This is a genomic window from Microbulbifer harenosus, assembly GCF_005771435.1.
Taxonomy (GTDB): Bacteria; Pseudomonadota; Gammaproteobacteria; order Pseudomonadales; family Cellvibrionaceae; genus Microbulbifer; species Microbulbifer harenosus.
The window spans coordinates 103,203-119,089 of record NZ_VANI01000010.1 but is presented as its reverse complement, the minus strand read 5'-3'; the positions used below and the strand labels follow the sequence as shown (position 1 = coordinate 119,089).

The window sequence follows — 15,887 nt, the reverse complement described above, 5'->3', positions numbered from 1 at the left end:
CTTATGACTGTCTTCAAGCGCAGTCTGGCTGCAGTACTTTTGTGCCTGATGTGGTCAACGGGACACGCCGCGCAGGGCTCCATGACCATCGTCAACGACTGGGGTTCGGGTTTTCAAGGCGAGGTGACGGTTACCAATGACGGCAGCAGTGTTCTCACAAACTGGACGGCCGAATTCGATATGGCCATTTCCATCGACAACATCTGGAGTGCGCAGGTCCAGTCGAGCAATGGGAACCATTTCGTTATTGAACCGGTCGCCTGGAATACTGAGATAGCACCCGGGGCCTCGATAACCTTCGGTTTTAACGCGTCACCCGGCAATCTGTCTGCGGTGAGCGTTACGATCAATGGTGACACCAGCTCCAGCTCATCCAGCAGCTCAAGCTCTTCCAGTAGCAGCTCCTCGAGCAGTTCCGGTTCATCAAGTAGCTCGGGTTCATCAAGCGGATCAAGCTCCAGTGGTGGTAGCAACGCAATCACCGTACGCGCCCGCGGCACCACTGGCAGCGAGTCCATCACACTGAGTGTAGGCGGTACCGAAGTACAGAGCTGGACGCTCACAACCGCCATGATGGATTACATTGCCACCACCGACCTGGACGGCGATGTCACGGTGAGTTTCACTAACGACGACAACGGCGATGCCGATGTGCAGATTGATTACGTGGAGGTTAACGATCAAATTCGCCAGGCTGAAAATCAGAGTGAGAACACCGGCGCCTGGGGCAATAGCCAATGTGGCGGGGGCTCGCACAGTGAGTGGCTGCACTGTAACGGTTATATCAATTTCGGCAGTTTGTCGGGTTCAGATCACGGTGGATCGGCCGGGTGCGGTACGGCTTTGGGATTGAGCAACGGCCGGCACAGTATCAATGTCGGCGGGTTGAACCGGGAATACATTATCGATATCCCGAGCAACTATGACATGAACAATCCCTATCGGCTCGTTTTCGCTTGGCATTGGCGCGGCGGATCGGCGGCTAACGTTGCAAACGATGCGTATTACAACCTGAAAGGGCTGTCGAATGGCACGGCCATCTTCGTGGCGCCCGACCGATACGTATCTCCCACGGGGCAGGACGACAACGGTTGGCCCAACACGAATGGGCGGGATATGGATTTTCTGCGGGCGATGCTCAATGAGTTCAACAATGCATTGTGTATCGACGAAGAGCGTATCTTCTCTGCTGGCTGGAGTTACGGCGGAATGATGTCTTTCGCTGTGGGCCGCGAGATGGCCGCAACCTTCCGCGCTATTGCCCCTTCATCGGGCGCACTGTGGACGCCGTACAGCGACAGCGGTTTACCAATGGCCGCGTGGATATCTCACGGGACCAGTGACAGTGTCGTTGGGTTTGGTAGTGGGCAGGAGGCAAAAGATCTTTACGTCTCGGCCAATAACTGCTCCAACACAACGGTCCCCGCTGACCCGTGGCCTTGTGTGGAATATCAAAACTGTGATGCTGGACATCCCGTTGTCTGGTGTCCGTTTAATGGAGACCACACGACGCCGTCGTTTTACTCCACCGCCGTCTGGGATTTCTTCAGCCGGTTCTGAGCCCGGCCCGGTCTCACGAAGAATGTGACTGGAGAGGCAGCGCCCACCGCGTATAGCGGCGGGCGCTGTCATTTCTGTCTCTGTGCAGGAGTGATCTTCGCGGGGCGGCCAACAACTTCCAATGTGCAATCAATAAATCAATACCAGGATATTTATGAGCCTGACCAGAATTACAACTCTTGCTTCACTGCTTGTATGTGCTGCAAGCGCGCTCGTCTTCGCCGCACCCGCGATGGCGCAGGACGGAACCATATACCCGCTGCAAGCCCCCGAGGAGCCGAAAGCCATTCCTTTGGGTACCGGTGGCGTCGAGGGACAGACCGTGCCCGAGACCTGGTTCCGCCAGTGGGGGGATCCTATGGCGAGGAATATCTCTAAGGCAACGCTCACTCCCTTCCTGCCCGAACCGGGCAAAGCAAATGGTGCGGCGATCATTGTGGCTCCCGGTGGCGGCTTCAGATGGCTGTCGATAGACAATGAGGGCTGGGAGGTCGCGGAGGCCCTTGCCGAGCAGGGGATCGCAGCCTTTGTGCTCAAGTACCGCCTCCAGCCGACACCGGAATCACTGGACGGCTTCAGGGAATCGATGAAGCAACTTTTCGCCGAAGCTGGTGCGACGCCTGACGCTGAGAAAAAAGACGAGAATCCGTCGCGCCCGCCGCGTTGGGATCTGTCCAATCAGTTGGAGGATGCCGAGGCTGCCTACGCTCTGATCGTCGAGCGCGCCGGCGAGTGGGGAGTGGACACCGATCGCCTGGGTATGATCGGCTTTTCTGCGGGCGCCGCGCTCACGATGCACTCGGCGCTTAATTCCAAGACCATGGATCTGGCCTTTATCGGGCCTGTTTATGGCGGCATGGGTCCGGTCGAGGTGCCGGCGGATGCGCCACCTATGTTCAATGTTATCGCCACCGATGATTTTCTCTTCCGGGGCCAGTTCGGTGTGGTCAAGTCCTGGTTCGAAGCGGGCCGGCCGGTGGAGTTTCACCTTTACCAGAATGGCGGCCACGGTTTCGGTCTCGGCAATCCCGACCGCACCAGCAATCGCTGGTTTGATGCCTTTATGCATTGGTTGAATGTGAATGGTTTTCTCGCAGCCAAGGCGTAGGAGTGGTATCGGGCGATGAAAAAGAAACAAGATGTACAGGCCGCTGTGTATCGGCGATCAATGTTTTGCGTTCCGGTGATCCTCGCGCTGTCGCTCGGTCTGCCGGGGTGCGGAGCGGAAAGTGCAGGCCTGCGCGCATCTGCAGGCAGCGATACTTTTAATAGGGCCTCGGGTGTCAACAGCGCCGCAGGCGTCCCCGAGGCGGTCGCAACGCGCAACCCCATAATTTGGGCGGACGTTCCCGACGTGTCGGTAATCCGCGTCGGCGACAACTACTACATGAGCAGCACCACCATGCACATGAATCCGGGATTGCCGATCCTGAAATCCCGGGACCTCGTGAACTGGACGCTGCTGGGATACGCCTACGACACACTGGTCGACAACGCTCAGATGAATCTGGAGGACGGCAAAAATGCCTATGGCAAAGGCTCCTGGGCGAGCAGCCTGCGCTATCACGACGGCCGGTTTTATGTGTCCACCTTCTCCGCCACTTCCGGCAAAACCCATGTGTACAGAACGGACGACATCGAGCGCGGGAATTGGCATGAGACCGCCTTTGAGCCGGACCTGCACGACCATTCACTGTTTTTTGACGACGGCCGCGTCTTTATGGTTTACGGCAGTAACGAAATTCGGTTGGTCGAGCTGGAGGAAGATTTCTCGGGAATAAAAACCGACGGTATCAATCAAGTGATCATTGCCGATGCCGGCAAAGTGGCGGGGGAAGACATCCTGCTACCGGCGGAGGGATCGCAGCTTCACAAAATAGATGGTCGCTATTACCTGATGAACATCACCTGGCCACGCAACGGTATGCGTACGGTAGTGATTCATCGCGCTGATCAACTTACCGGACCATACGAGGGCAGAGTTGCGCTGCAGTATCAGGGGATCGCCCAGGGCGGGCTGATCGACACGCCGGAGGGAGATTGGTATGCGCTGCTGTTTGGCGATCGCGGCGCGGTGGGGCGCATTCCCTATCTGGTACCGGTCACCTGGAAAGAGGGGTGGCCGATACTGGGGCGGGAAGGTGCGGTTCCCACCGCCCTCGATGTTCCGGTGAATGGAAAACCAGTGGCAAACACGAATGTTGTCGGTATGGTCACTTCGGACGAGTTCGACCAACCCAGGCTGCCCCTGCCTTGGCAGTGGAATCACAATCCGGATAACGATCACTGGTCTCTGTCCGCCCGCCCCGGATATCTGCGTCTGACCAATGGCCGCGTGGATACCGATCTCCTACAGGCTCGCAATACCCTGACTCAGCGCACCTTTGGCCCGGAAAGCACTGCGGAAGTGCGTCTCGACCTGTCGGCGATGCACGACGGCGACGTTGCCGGCCTGACACTGCTGCAGAAGCACTACGGCTATGTCGGTGTGGTGCGGGAAGCGGGGGAGCGATTTATCGTCATGATGAGCGCGGAGGGGAAGTCGCCGCGGGAACTCGACCGCGTGCGTCTGCAGGGCGACGTAGTCTACCTCAAGGCGCACGCGGATTTCCGCGACCTGAAAGATACCGCACACTTTTCTTACAGCACGGATGGCGAGGCGTGGCTTGCTATTGGAGCGCCGCTGGCGATGACATACACCCTGCCACACTTTATGGGCTATCGCTTCGGCCTGTTCAGTTTCGCGACCGCGGAGCCGGGAGGCCACGTGGATTTCGACTATTTCAGGCTGAATAAGCCTGCACCCTATATGCGGGGCCCGACACTGCCGCTGTGATGCTGTAGGGGCCTGCTTCGCCCGGTGCGGGTGGTTCCACTGTGCTGGCGGCGGGGGCTCCCTCGTCGCCATCGAATGCTTGGGGCTTGTTCCCGATTTTAATAAGTCATACAATAACATTTATGTGAGAACGAATGGGGTTCATTAATAATGGCCAGTGATAAGAAAAAGACGGTACTGCGGTCGGCCAACTGGTTCGGAACACGTGACAAGAACGGGTTCATGTATCGCAGCTGGATGAAGAACCAGGGTATCCCCGAGCACCACTTTGAGGGCAAACCGGTCATCGGTATCTGCAATACCTGGTCCGAGCTGACCCCGTGCAACGCCCACTTCCGCAAAATTGCCGAGCACGTCAAGAAAGGTGTGATCGAGGCCGGTGGTGTGCCGGTTGAATTTCCGGTGTTTTCCAACGGCGAATCCAACCTGCGTCCCACCGCCATGTTCACCCGCAACCTCGCGGCGATGGATACCGAAGAGGCTATTCGCGGTAACCCGATCGACGCCGTGGTGTTGCTGGTGGGGTGTGACAAAACCACGCCAGCCCTGCTGATGGGGGCCGCCAGCTGTAACCTGCCGACCATCGTGGTTACCGGCGGACCAATGCTGAATGGCAAACACCAAGGCAAGGATGTGGGTTCCGGCACTCTGGTGTGGCAGGCCCACGAAGAGTACAAGGCGGGCAACATCTCCCTGCACGAGTTCCTCAGTGCCGAGGCCAGCATGTCCCGCTCCGCCGGTACCTGTAACACCATGGGTACGGCATCCACCATGGCGTGTATGGCGGAATCCCTCGGCACCAGTCTTCCGCACAACGCCGCGATTCCCGCGGTGGACTCCCGCCGCTATGTGCTGGCGCACCTCTCCGGTATGCGCATCGTCGACATGGTGCACGAAGACCTGACCCTGTCGAAGGTGCTCACCCGCGAGGCTTTCCTCAACGCCATTCGCACCAATGCGGCCATCGGTGGCTCCACCAATGCGGTGATCCATCTCAAGGCCATCGCCGGGCGTATGGGCGTGGATCTGGATCTGGACGACTGGAAAGAAGGCCGCGGTGTACCGACGCTGGTAAATCTGCAGCCTTCCGGTCAGTACCTGATGGAAGACTTCTACTACGCCGGCGGCCTGCCCGCGGTGCTGAAGCGCTTGGGGGAATGCGGTGTTCTCAACAAAGACTGCCTCACCGTCAATGGCAAGAGCATTGGGGAGAATGTTGCGGACGCGCCTTGCTATAACGACGATGTGATTCGTCCGCTGGACAACCCGCTGGTAGCAAACGGTGGCATCTGTGTACTGCGCGGCAATCTGGCTCCGCGCGGCGCCGTGTTGAAGCCATCCGCGGCCACGCCGGCGCTGATGAATCATCGCGGTCGTGCGGTGGTGTTTGAAGACTTCGAGCACTACAAATCCCGCGTTGTCGATCCGGATCTGGACATCGACGAAACCTGTGTAATGGTGTTGAAAAACTGCGGCCCGAAGGGTTATCCGGGCATGGCGGAAGTGGGCAATATGGGCCTGCCAGCGAAGATCCTGAAAAAGGGTATCAAGGATATGGTGCGTATCTCCGACGCGCGCATGAGCGGTACCGCTTTTGGTACCGTGGTATTGCACACCGCGCCGGAAGCAATGGAATTCGGCCCGCTGGCCGCAGTGCAAGATGGCGATATGATCCACCTGGACGCGCATAATGGTGTGCTGCACCTCGAGGTGCCGGATGAGGAAATTGCCGCGCGGCTGGAAAAGCTCAAGGCCAATCGTGTTATCGCCAGTACCAGCGGTTACGAAGCTATGTACCGCAACCATGTGATGCAGGCGGATGAGGGTTGTGACTTCGACTTCCTGGTGGGGTGCCGCGGTGCGGAAGTGCCGCCGCACTCACACTGAGCATGCCATGTTTCTTTACAGATAAGCGCAGTCCGGTTTATCACGTTTGACTCCCTGCGCCCTCCGGGGCGCCTTTTTCTCGCAAACGTCGCTGGCATAAGCGGTAGACTGTGTGCTGCAGGAATCTGTATCGCGGTCCCACAGAGGGCGTGAGTAACAATGAATCAAGTGAGCGAATGATGACGCTGACCAACCAATACCCGAGCCTCAAGGGCCGGACTGTATTCGTCTCCGGCGGTGGTTCCGGCATCGGCGCCAGCCTGGTGGAGGCTTTTTTTCAGCAGGGGGCTAAAGTAGCCTTTGTGGATATTCAGGAGGATGTCTCTAACGCTCTGGTAGCGCGCCTCGGCAGCGACGATGTGCGCTTTTATCCGTGCGATCTGACCGATGTCGCGCGCCTGCAGGCGGTAATTGCACAGGCGGCTGACGATCTGGGTCCGATATCGGTGCTGATCAACAACGCCGCCAACGACACCCGCCACGATTTCCGCGAAGTCTCCCCGGAACAGTGGGACAAGTGCCTGGCGGTCAACCTGCGGCATCATTTCTTTGCCGCTCAGGCCGTGTACCCGTACATGAAGCAACTGGGCCGCGGTGCGATCATCAATCTCGGCTCCATGAGCTGGCACGCGGGGCAGGGCGGTATGCCGGGCTACACCTGCTCCAAGGCGGCCATCGAGGGCCTGACCCGCGGTCTCGCCCGCGATATGGGCCCAGACAGAATCCGCGTGAATTGCCTGGTACCCGGTTGGGTGATGACCGAGAAACAATTAAATGAGCGGATTGATGCCTCCGCACGCGAGGCCATCGACAAAGGCCAGAGCGTGAAAGACCCCTTGATGCCCGAGAGCATCAGTGCGATGGCGCTGTTTCTGGCCTCTGATGATGCTTCGATGTGTACCGCACAGAACTTCATCGTAGACGGCGGCTGGATCTGAGCCCTGACCGTAGGAGCCTGCCTACAGGCGAACCGAGCACGCACAGAACCAGAAAAGTTCGTCTGCAGGCAGGCTCCTACAAAGAAGGCAGCCGCACGAAACATCGAAAAAAATTCAGGAGAAACCAATGACCATTACCGGAAAACAACTTATCGCAGGCAACTGGACCGATGGACGCGCCGGCAATTTTTACGGTGTGAACCCCGCGACCGGCGAAGACCTGCAACCGGCGTTCACCGCGGCCGATGAATTCCAGGTGGCCGAAGCGGTCCATGCCGCCAGTGCCTGCGCGGGCGAGTTTGCCAACCTGGCACCGGCAAAACGCGCGGAGTTCCTGAATACCTGCGCCGATGAAATCATGGCGCTCGGTGACGAACTGCTGGAGCGGGTATCCGCCGAAACCGGATACCCGCGCGCCCGCGCCGAGGGCGAACGCGGGCGCACCTGCGGCCAGCTGCGTCTGTTCGCCGACTGGATTGTCAAAGGCGAGTACCTCGATGCGCGCATCGACACCGCGCTGCCGGAGCGCCAACCGCTGCCGCGCCCGGACCTGCGCAGCTTCAACCAGGCGCTGGGACCGGTGGCGGTGTTTGGGGCGAGCAATTTCCCACTGGCGTTCTCCGTCGCCGGCGGCGACACCGCGGCGGCATTTGCTGCCGGCTGTCCGGTAATCGTCAAAGGACACAATTCCCATCCCGGTACCAGCGAACTGGTGGCACAGGCTGTGGCTAACGCGGTGAAAAAATGCGGTCTGCCGGGAGGTGTTTTTTCCCTGATACTCGGTTCTGGAACCCGCGTTGGTGCGGAACTGGTCAAGTCGCCGGGTATCAAAGCCGTCGGGTTTACCGGTTCGCTGCAAGGCGGTATGGCGTTGTTCAAACTGGCCAATGAGCGTCCGGAACCCATCCCGGTATTTGCGGAAATGGGTAGCATCAACCCGGTGGTGCTTTTGCCGGAAGCGCTGAAGGCGCGCGCAGAAGCCATCGCTGAAGGTTTTGTGGGTTCCTTGACCCTGGGCACCGGCCAGTTCTGTGTGAATCCGGGGCTGGTGATTGCGGTGGAAGATGAAGGTCTGGACCGTTTCATCGCCGCCACCAGCGCCGCGCTTGCCAAGGTGCCGGCCGGTGTGATGCTGAATAAGAATACCCTGGCCGGCTATCAGAGCGGTGTCGCTCGCCTGCGCGACCAGGCGGGTGTGGAGCAGGTCGCCACTGGCGAGCCAGCCCGCGGCGACGGCGGTTTTACTTGTCAGGCGGGGCTGCTCACCGTGACCGCAAAAGAATTCCTGAGTAATCACACGCTGCAGGAGGAAGTGTTTGGCCCCATGTCCCTGGTAGTGAAGTGCCGCGACCGCAGCGAACTTCTGCAGGCGGTGTCGGCGCTGCAGGGCCAGCTTACCGGCACTTTGCAGTGCACCGAATCCGAGCTGGTTAACTACGGCGATCTGGTGGACGTGCTGCGCCAGAAAGTGGGCCGCGTTGTGTGCAACAACTTCCCCACCGGGGTGGAAGTGTGTCACTCCATGATGCATGGTGGCCCCTTCCCAGCGGCCACCGACGCGCGCTTTACTTCTGTTGGCACTATGTCCATCGCCCGTTTTGTGCGCCCGATCTGCTTCCAGAATTACCCGGAAGCGCTGCTGCCGGACGCACTGAAAAATAGCAATCCGTTGAATATTTGTCGTCTCGTCAATGGTGAAAAAACCTGTGATGCCGTCTGAATTGAGCCTGACGCGGGGGATTGTTGCCTCTGAAGTGTTTACTCGCGACGGCAGTCTGCCGCTGCAACTGGTGACGTTGGAAAATGGCCGCGGCACGCGGGTCACCTTGTGTGACTTGGGTGCCAGCCTGTATTCCATTCACACCAGGGATCGCTACGGCCACAGCGACAATATCCTGCTGACCTATGCCGACCCCCAGCACTGGTTGGAAAATCACTGGTATCTGGGGGTGACCGCGGGACGCGTCGCCAACCGCATCGGCGATGCGCGTTTCACCCTCGGCAACGAGACCTATCTGCTGCCGGTAAATGACGGCAAAAATCATTTGCACGGTGGCCCGCAGGGGCTGCATACCAAGCGTTGGCAGGTCGTACAGAGTGAATCCTCCGCGCGATTCCAATCGGTAACCTTTCGCTGTGTGAGCGAAGATGGCGAAGGCGGATACCCTGGCAATCTGGACATCGAGCTGACCTACTGTCTGGACGAAGACGATGCGCTAACGCTCGAATACCGTGCACTGACCGATGCGGATACGCCGGTGGTCCTGACGAACCATTGCTACTGGAATCTGGCGGGTGCCGACGGAATTCTTGAGCACGAGCTGGAGATTCATGCGAACCAGCTGCTGCGGCTGGACGAGCAGCTGATTCCCACCGGTGAGTTATTCAACGTTGCGGGCACTCCGGTGGATTTCCGCAAGCGCAAGAAAATCGGCCGCGATATCGACTGGTGGCCGGGAGGCTATGACAATTTCTGGGTAGTGGATGAGACTGCTGAGAAAACACTGAAGCCGATTGCTTCGCTGGTGCACCCCGCATCCGGGCGCTCGGTGAGAGTCGTTTCCAGCGAAGCCGGAGTGCAGTTCTACAGCGGCAACTTCCTGGATGGCAGCCGCAACCGCGACAGTGGATCGCCCATACACAAGTATGCTGGCCTGTGTCTGGAAACCCACGGATTTCCGGATGCACCCAATCACCAGAATTTCCCTTCGGTAATCCTGAAGAAGGGGGAAGAATACCGGCAGACGACGATCTATCAGTTTTCTGCGGAGTAAATTGGCTTTTAGCTAGAGGTGGTGGCCCTCCGGATTGGTTGGCGCTACCTCTCACCGGTATCGGGAGCTTCGCATTGAAGTTCTTTGTGTTCATTCTGAGTAGTTGGATGGACCGAATAGGGAGTTTGCTCCCCAAAATAAATATAAACAGACAATCCAAAGTGATGAGGAGTCCGATATGAAGATCTCTCAATTCCTGCCCGCCGCAATGGTGCTTGTCCTTTGTGCCAGTCACAGCGCGCTTGCCACCACCATCGGTTTTTCCCAGGTTGGTTCGGAAAGCGGTTGGCGCACGAGTTTCAGTGAATCAGTAAAAGCCGAAGCCAAAAAACGCGGTATTGAACTCAAGTTTTCCGACGCCCAGCAAAAGCAGGAGAATCAGATTAAAGCCGTGCGCAGTTTTATCGCCCAGGGCGTTGACGCGATCATGATCGCGCCCGTGGTCGAAACTGGTTGGAAGCCTGTGCTGCGGGAGGCCAAGCGTGCGCGTATTCCGGTGGTAATTTTGGATCGCAATGTAGACGCCAGCGGCGATGGACTCTTCCTCACCCGTATCGCCTCCGACTTCGTCGAAGAGGGCCGCCGCGCCGCCCGTTGGCTGATGGACGAGACCGACGGCAACTGCCGTATTCTTGAGCTGCAGGGCACCGTCGGCGCCACTGCGGCGATCGACCGCATGAAGGGTTTCAATGAAGTCATCGCGGATTTTCCCGATGCGACCATCGTGCGTAGCCAGACCGGGGAGTTCACCCGTACCAAGGGCAAGGAAGTAATGGAGGCCATGTTGAAGGCGGAGAATGGCGGCAGGGACATCTGCGCACTCTGGTCTCACAACGATGAAATGGCCATCGGTGCCATCCAGGCGATCAAGGAGGCGGGGCTGAAGCCGGGCACAGATATGCTGGTCGTGTCGGTGGATGGTGTACCGGATTACTTCAAGGCCATGGCAGATGGCGACGCCAACGCGACGGTGGAATTGAACCCGCACCTGGGCGCGCCGGCCTTCGATGTGATCGAGGCCTATCTGAAAGGCGACCGCAAAGTGGAAAAGCTGATTACCACTACCGGGGATCTGTTTACCCAGGCCACCGCCGCGGAAGAATATGCGAAGCGCGCCGGGAAATAATGAATTACTAATAGAAACCACAAGTACTGACAGGCCTGAGCTATGAATTTATTGAGCCTGAGCGGGATGGAAAAGCGCTATCCCGGTGTGAAAGCGCTGGACGGCGTGGACTTTCAGTTGCGTGCGGGAGAAATTCACGCGCTGCTGGGAGAGAATGGCGCTGGCAAGTCGACGCTGGTCAAGGTCATGACTGGTGCGCTGCAAGGTGACGGCGGCAGCATGTCATTTCTCGGTGCGCCGCTGAAACTGAAAAGTACCGCACACGCCCAAAGCGTGGGTATCAGCACGGTTTATCAGGAAGTAAACCTGCTGCCGAATCTCACCGTGGCACAGAATCTCTATCTGGGACGCGAGCCGAAACGCTTCGGGCTGATTGACTGGAAGCGAATTAATCGGCAATCGCGCGAGGTGCTGAAACGATTCGATCTGGATATTGATGTTTCCCGCCCGCTGTCGAGCTTCTCTGTGGCGGTGCAGCAGTTGATCGCAATTGCGCGCGGCGTGGATATGTCGGCGAAGGTGCTGGTCCTGGATGAGCCTACCGCCAGTCTGGACGCGGATGAATGCGAACAGCTGTTTGGCGTGATGCGCGAACTCAGGGACAAGGGTATCGGCATTGTGTTTATTACCCACTTTCTGGATCAGGTCTACGCGGTGTGCGATCGCATCACTGTATTGCGTAACGGCCAACTGGTAGGTGAGTTTGAGGCCGCGACCCTGTCTCGCAGTGAACTGGTTGGGCACATGCTTGGCAAGGAACTGCAGGCTCAGACCCATGGGCGCGAACACCGGGAAGAAAAATCACTGACGCAACCGCTGTTGGAGGTTCAGGAGCTTGCGGTGTCTGGTTCGCTGCAGCCTACTTCTCTCTGCGTGCGCCGCGGGGAAGCGGTAGGCCTTGCCGGCCTGCTGGGCTCCGGGCGCTCGGAAGTGTGCCGGGCGGTGTTCGGTGTGGATCGGAAGACGTCCGGCACGCTCAAGGTCAACGATGCCGAGAAGCATTTTCTGCAACCCGCGGATGCCATCAGCGAAGGTCTGGCGCTATGTCCGGAAGATCGGAAAACCAGCGGGATCGTCGGGCCGCTTTCCATCCGTGAAAACATTGCTCTGGCGCTGCAGGCCCGGCGCGGCTGGTGGCGCCCTATCAGCCGGGTTGAGCAGGAACGGCTGGCGCAGCGCTTCATTCGTGAGTTGCAAATCGCCACGCCGGATGCCGAGAAACCCATCGAGCAGTTGAGTGGCGGCAATCAGCAGAAGGTTATTCTCGCTCGCTGGCTCGCCACCAGTCCTCAGCTGCTTGTTCTGGACGAACCCACGCGCGGCGTAGATATCGGTGCGCACGCGGAAATTCTCAAACTGATCAGGCAGTTCTGCCGCGACGGCATGTCCCTGCTGGTGACGTCATCCGAACTGGACGAACTGCTGGCCTTTTCCGACCGCGTGGCCGTCATGCGCGATCGCCGCAAAGTCGCGGAGATCGAAGGTGATGATATCACCGAGGGCAATATCATGCGTGCCATCGCCGAGGCGTAACAATGAGTAACTTGAATACTACCGCGGGCCGGCCTCCGGCCCCGGCAAAAATAAAACTACCCCGGGTAAACGGCCGCTATCTGTGGCCGCTATTGGGGCTTTTTCTCCTGCTGGCGGTGAACCTCGCCATCACCCCTGAATTTTTTCGTATCGAAATCCAGGACGGCCGCCTCTACGGCAGTTTGATCGACGTGTTGAACCGCAGCGCACCGGTGGCGCTGTTGGCCATAGGCATGACGCTGGTGATTGCCACCGGCGGTATCGATCTGTCCGTGGGAGCCACCATGGCCATCGCCGGTGCGGTTTGCGCCAATCTGATCGTAGGCGGGGTCGACAGTATTTTCCTGGTGGTCGCTGCGGGACTTGCCGCTGGTCTGATGGCTGGTGCCGTCAATGGTGGACTGGTGAGTTATATGGGCATCCAGCCGATCGTCGCCACCCTTATCCTGATGGTGGCCGGTCGCGGGATCGCGCAGCTGATCAACGCAGGGCAAATTGTCACTTTCCAAAGCGAGGCGTTTGCCTTCATCGGTACTGGGACCTTGCTCGGTCTGCCGTTTCCTATTGTGCTGGTACTGATTGTGTTTGCACTGGTGCAGCTGCTGATGCGAAAAACCGCGCTGGGCCTGTTTGTGGAGAGTGTCGGCTGCAATGCCGGGGCCAGCTACTATCTGGGGATCAACCAGCGTGCGGTGAAAATAGTGGCGTACTGTATCGCCGGTATCTGCGCCGCGCTGGCAGGTATGATTTCCGCCGCAGATATCCAGGGCTCGGATGCGAACAATGCGGGCCTGTGGCTGGAGCTCGATGCAATTCTTGCGGTGGTGATCGGTGGTGCATCGCTGATGGGCGGGCGCTTTTCAATACCGCTTTCTATTGTGGGCGTGCTGGTGATCCAGTGCCTTGGGACAACGATCATCATGAGCGGCCTGCCGGCAAAATTTAATCTGCTGATCAAGGCTGTGGTGGTAATTTTCGTGCTGCTGCTGCAATCGCCACTATTCCAACAGCAGATGGGTGCACTCTTTGCCCGGTTTCAGAAGCGTACTAATACGGAGGCGAAGGTGTGATGCAATCTCTGTTTTTATCCCGGTTTTCGTCACTCTACATCACCACCGCGCTTTTTTGTCTGCTGTTTCTGGTTGGTGCTTTCCAGTTTGAAGGCTTTGGCAGCAGCCGGGTTGTAGCCAACCTGTTTTCGGATAATGCCTTTCTGGTGATTACCGCCATCGGCATGACGTTTGTGATTATTTCTGGTGGTATCGACTTATCGGTGGGTGCGGTGATAGCACTCACTGGTGTGGTGTGCGGTCTTTTGATCGGTGAGCTGCAGATGCACCCATTGCTGGTATTTCCTCTGGTACTGGTGGGTGGCGGCCTGTTCGGCGCGGCCATGGGGGCACTGATTCACTATTACCGGTTGCAGCCGTTTATCGTTACGCTCGCCGGCATGTTTCTGGCCCGTGGTCTGGCGACCACGCTCAGTGAGGAGTCGATTCCTATTGAGCACGCGTTCTACGATGCCGTGTCCGACTTCGGCATGCTGCTGCCCGGCGGCGCCTGGGTGGGAGCATCTACGCTGATCCTCTTGCTGGTGTTGGTGGCGGCGGTGATACTGGCCCATTACAGCCGCCTTGGTGGATATATATACGCCCTCGGCGGTAGCGCTCAGTCTGCGCAGCTGATGGGGGTACCTGTCGCTCGCACCACCGTCAGCATTTACGCTATCAGTGGATTCCTGTCGGCGCTTGGTGGGATCGTCTACTCCTTTTACACGTTCTCCGGGTACTCCCTGGCTGCCGTGGGCATGGAGCTTGACGCCATTGCGGCGGTGGTGATTGGTGGTACCCTGCTGAGCGGAGGTTCCGGCTATGTGCTGGGGACCGTAATCGGCGTATTGATTATGGGCGTCATTCAGACGTATATCTCATTCGATGGCACCCTCAACAGCTGGTGGACCAAAATCGTCATCGGTCTGCTGCTGTTCGCCTTTATCGGCATGCAGCGTTTGCTGACCCGGCAGCAGGCCGCGCGCCTTGCTACCGGCGCGGCACACTAATTGCTTCGTAAGACCCGCCGTTAAACAACGAAGCGACCGACAGTAAAGAGGCTCATATGCTGGAAGTACAACGCATAGATGCAATCGAAGTGGGCAACACCCTCGGTGAGGGTGTACTGTGGAACCACAAAGAGCAGAGCGTCTGGTGGACGGATATTCACGCATGCAAGCTCTATCGCCTCACCTGGCCCGGGCGCGTGCTTGAGGTATTCGACACACCAGAGCGGCTCTGCGCCTTCGCGTTTACCGAGCGCGACGATTGCATCGTTGCCGCGTTTGAGACCGGTTTTGCCCTGTTCGACTATCGCCGCGGCAGGATTCTGTGGCGAAAAACCCTGTTGGAAAAAGGCTGCGGGGTGCGTTTCAACGATGGCAAGGTCGACCGCCAGGGGCGCTTCTGGGCCGGTACAATGGCAGAAGACGGCCGCGAGGAACCCGCCGGAGTACTCTACTGCCTGGAGGCCAACGGTGTGGTCAGCGAGCAGGTGAAAGGTGTCCACATTTCCAATGGATGCTGCTGGGATGTCAGTTCCAGTCATTTCTATTTCGCCGACTCGCCGCGCCGCAGCATCTATCGCTACAAGTTTGACGCCCGCCGTGGTGATCTGGGTCGACGTGAACTGTTTGCCCGCACCATGTTTGGTATTTATCCTGATGGCGCCACAGTGGACGCAGAAGGCTACCTGTGGTCTGCACAGTGGCGCGGCGCGCGTATCCAGCGCTACAGCCCAGACGGCAAACTGGCGGGAGCGGTTCCCGTGCCGGTCAGTCAGCCCACCTGCGTCACTTTTGGTGGTCCAAACATGGATTTGATGTTTGTCACCAGCGCCCGGGAGTCCCTCAACGAGTGGAGCCTGGATCGCGAGTGGCAGGCGGGCAACCTGTTTGTGTTCCAGACACCGTTCAAAGGCGCCATGGGGTTCCGCTTCAGTACCAACCAGCTGCTGGAAAAAATAGCCGAGCCGGAACCTACTTGAGAGCAATTCTGACGACCTGACACTCTTCAACGATTACAGGGCAGACAAATGGATTTGTCGCTCACGCTCCGCGATCTCGCCCCGGGTTCGGGAGTTTCTACGATTCGGGTTTTTTCTCCACGCTGGCTGGCGGCACTTCTGTGGGCTGCTTCCTTCTCCCTTTGCTCTGCGGCGGAGCCACTCGCCTGCCCAGCTTG

At 58.4% G+C, this 15,887-nt stretch carries 12 protein-coding genes; all 12 read left to right on the top strand.

All coding sequences use genetic code 11. From position 1 onward, the window contains the following. The first annotated feature begins 3 nt into the window (after positions 1-3). The 12 genes from FDY93_RS09990 to FDY93_RS09935 all read left to right on the top strand — a co-directional run bounded on the left by FDY93_RS09990 (position 4) and on the right by FDY93_RS09935 (position 15,690). The gene (locus FDY93_RS09990) at positions 4-1,560 is read left to right on the top strand and encodes a cellulose binding domain-containing protein (protein ID WP_138235597.1); all 1,557 of its coding nucleotides are present in this window, start codon (positions 4-6) and stop codon (positions 1,558-1,560) included. 154 nt (positions 1,561-1,714) lie between these two features. Then, complete coding sequence (locus tag FDY93_RS09985) at positions 1,715-2,668, top strand: alpha/beta hydrolase (RefSeq protein WP_138235596.1); 954 nt, start codon at positions 1,715-1,717, stop codon at positions 2,666-2,668. 15 nt (positions 2,669-2,683) lie between these two features. After that, positions 2,684-4,396, top strand: coding sequence for a glycoside hydrolase family 43 protein (locus FDY93_RS09980; protein WP_246068538.1), 1,713 nt, complete (start codon positions 2,684-2,686; stop codon positions 4,394-4,396). Between the two features lie 150 nt (positions 4,397-4,546). Next, a complete protein-coding gene (locus tag FDY93_RS09975; protein WP_138235595.1) occupies positions 4,547-6,283 on the top strand; it encodes an IlvD/Edd family dehydratase in 1,737 nt (578 codons plus the stop codon). Between the two features lie 179 nt (positions 6,284-6,462). Next, positions 6,463-7,221: an SDR family NAD(P)-dependent oxidoreductase gene (locus FDY93_RS09970; RefSeq protein ID WP_138235759.1), complete on the top strand. Its 759-nt coding sequence runs from the start codon at positions 6,463-6,465 to the stop codon at positions 7,219-7,221. A gap of 127 nt (positions 7,222-7,348) precedes the next feature. After that, positions 7,349-8,941, top strand: coding sequence for an aldehyde dehydrogenase (NADP(+)) (locus FDY93_RS09965; protein WP_138235594.1), 1,593 nt, complete (start codon positions 7,349-7,351; stop codon positions 8,939-8,941). Beyond that, complete coding sequence (locus FDY93_RS09960) at positions 8,931-9,995, top strand: aldose epimerase family protein (protein WP_166219709.1); 1,065 nt, start codon at positions 8,931-8,933, stop codon at positions 9,993-9,995. Before FDY93_RS09965 ends, FDY93_RS09960 begins: the two co-directional genes overlap by 11 nt. A 178-nt stretch (positions 9,996-10,173) precedes the next feature. Next, on the top strand, positions 10,174-11,121 hold the full coding sequence (locus tag FDY93_RS09955; RefSeq protein WP_171018953.1) for an ABC transporter substrate-binding protein: 948 nt from the start codon (positions 10,174-10,176) through the stop codon (positions 11,119-11,121). Between the two features lie 42 nt (positions 11,122-11,163). Beyond that, the gene (locus FDY93_RS09950; protein ID WP_138235592.1) at positions 11,164-12,654 is read left to right on the top strand and encodes a sugar ABC transporter ATP-binding protein; all 1,491 of its coding nucleotides are present in this window, start codon (positions 11,164-11,166) and stop codon (positions 12,652-12,654) included. Positions 12,655-12,656: 2 nt separating this feature from the next. After that, positions 12,657-13,724 (top strand): ABC transporter permease, encoded by a 1,068-nt coding sequence (locus FDY93_RS09945; RefSeq protein WP_138235591.1) that lies wholly within the window; start codon positions 12,657-12,659, stop codon positions 13,722-13,724. Next, complete coding sequence (gene yjfF / locus FDY93_RS09940; RefSeq protein ID WP_138235757.1) at positions 13,724-14,713, top strand: galactofuranose ABC transporter, permease protein YjfF; 990 nt, start codon at positions 13,724-13,726, stop codon at positions 14,711-14,713. The genes FDY93_RS09945 and yjfF overlap by 1 nt, the downstream gene beginning before the upstream one ends. A 56-nt stretch (positions 14,714-14,769) precedes the next feature. Continuing rightward, a complete protein-coding gene (locus tag FDY93_RS09935) occupies positions 14,770-15,690 on the top strand; it encodes an SMP-30/gluconolactonase/LRE family protein (RefSeq protein ID WP_138235590.1) in 921 nt (306 codons plus the stop codon). Positions 15,691-15,887 lie beyond the last annotated feature (197 nt).

What these genes read in the sequence shown, in the direction of transcription:
- FDY93_RS09990 (WP_138235597.1), top strand. Translation starts at nt 4, where the DNA reads ATGACTGTCTTCAAGCGCAGTCTGGCTGCAGTACTTTTGTGCCTGATG.
- FDY93_RS09965 (WP_138235594.1), top strand. Translation starts at nt 7,349, where the DNA reads ATGACCATTACCGGAAAACAACTTATCGCAGGCAACTGGACCGATGGA.
- FDY93_RS09945 (WP_138235591.1), top strand. Translation starts at nt 12,657, where the DNA reads ATGAGTAACTTGAATACTACCGCGGGCCGGCCTCCGGCCCCGGCAAAA.
- FDY93_RS09960 (WP_166219709.1), top strand. Translation starts at nt 8,931, where the DNA reads ATGCCGTCTGAATTGAGCCTGACGCGGGGGATTGTTGCCTCTGAAGTG.
- FDY93_RS09975 (WP_138235595.1), top strand. Translation starts at nt 4,547, where the DNA reads ATGGCCAGTGATAAGAAAAAGACGGTACTGCGGTCGGCCAACTGGTTC.
- FDY93_RS09985 (WP_138235596.1), top strand. Translation starts at nt 1,715, where the DNA reads ATGAGCCTGACCAGAATTACAACTCTTGCTTCACTGCTTGTATGTGCT.
- FDY93_RS09955 (WP_171018953.1), top strand. Translation starts at nt 10,174, where the DNA reads ATGAAGATCTCTCAATTCCTGCCCGCCGCAATGGTGCTTGTCCTTTGT.
- FDY93_RS09950 (WP_138235592.1), top strand. Translation starts at nt 11,164, where the DNA reads ATGAATTTATTGAGCCTGAGCGGGATGGAAAAGCGCTATCCCGGTGTG.
- yjfF (WP_138235757.1), top strand. Translation starts at nt 13,724, where the DNA reads ATGCAATCTCTGTTTTTATCCCGGTTTTCGTCACTCTACATCACCACC.
- FDY93_RS09980 (WP_246068538.1), top strand. Translation starts at nt 2,684, where the DNA reads ATGAAAAAGAAACAAGATGTACAGGCCGCTGTGTATCGGCGATCAATG.
- FDY93_RS09935 (WP_138235590.1), top strand. Translation starts at nt 14,770, where the DNA reads ATGCTGGAAGTACAACGCATAGATGCAATCGAAGTGGGCAACACCCTC.
- FDY93_RS09970 (WP_138235759.1), top strand. Translation starts at nt 6,463, where the DNA reads ATGACGCTGACCAACCAATACCCGAGCCTCAAGGGCCGGACTGTATTC.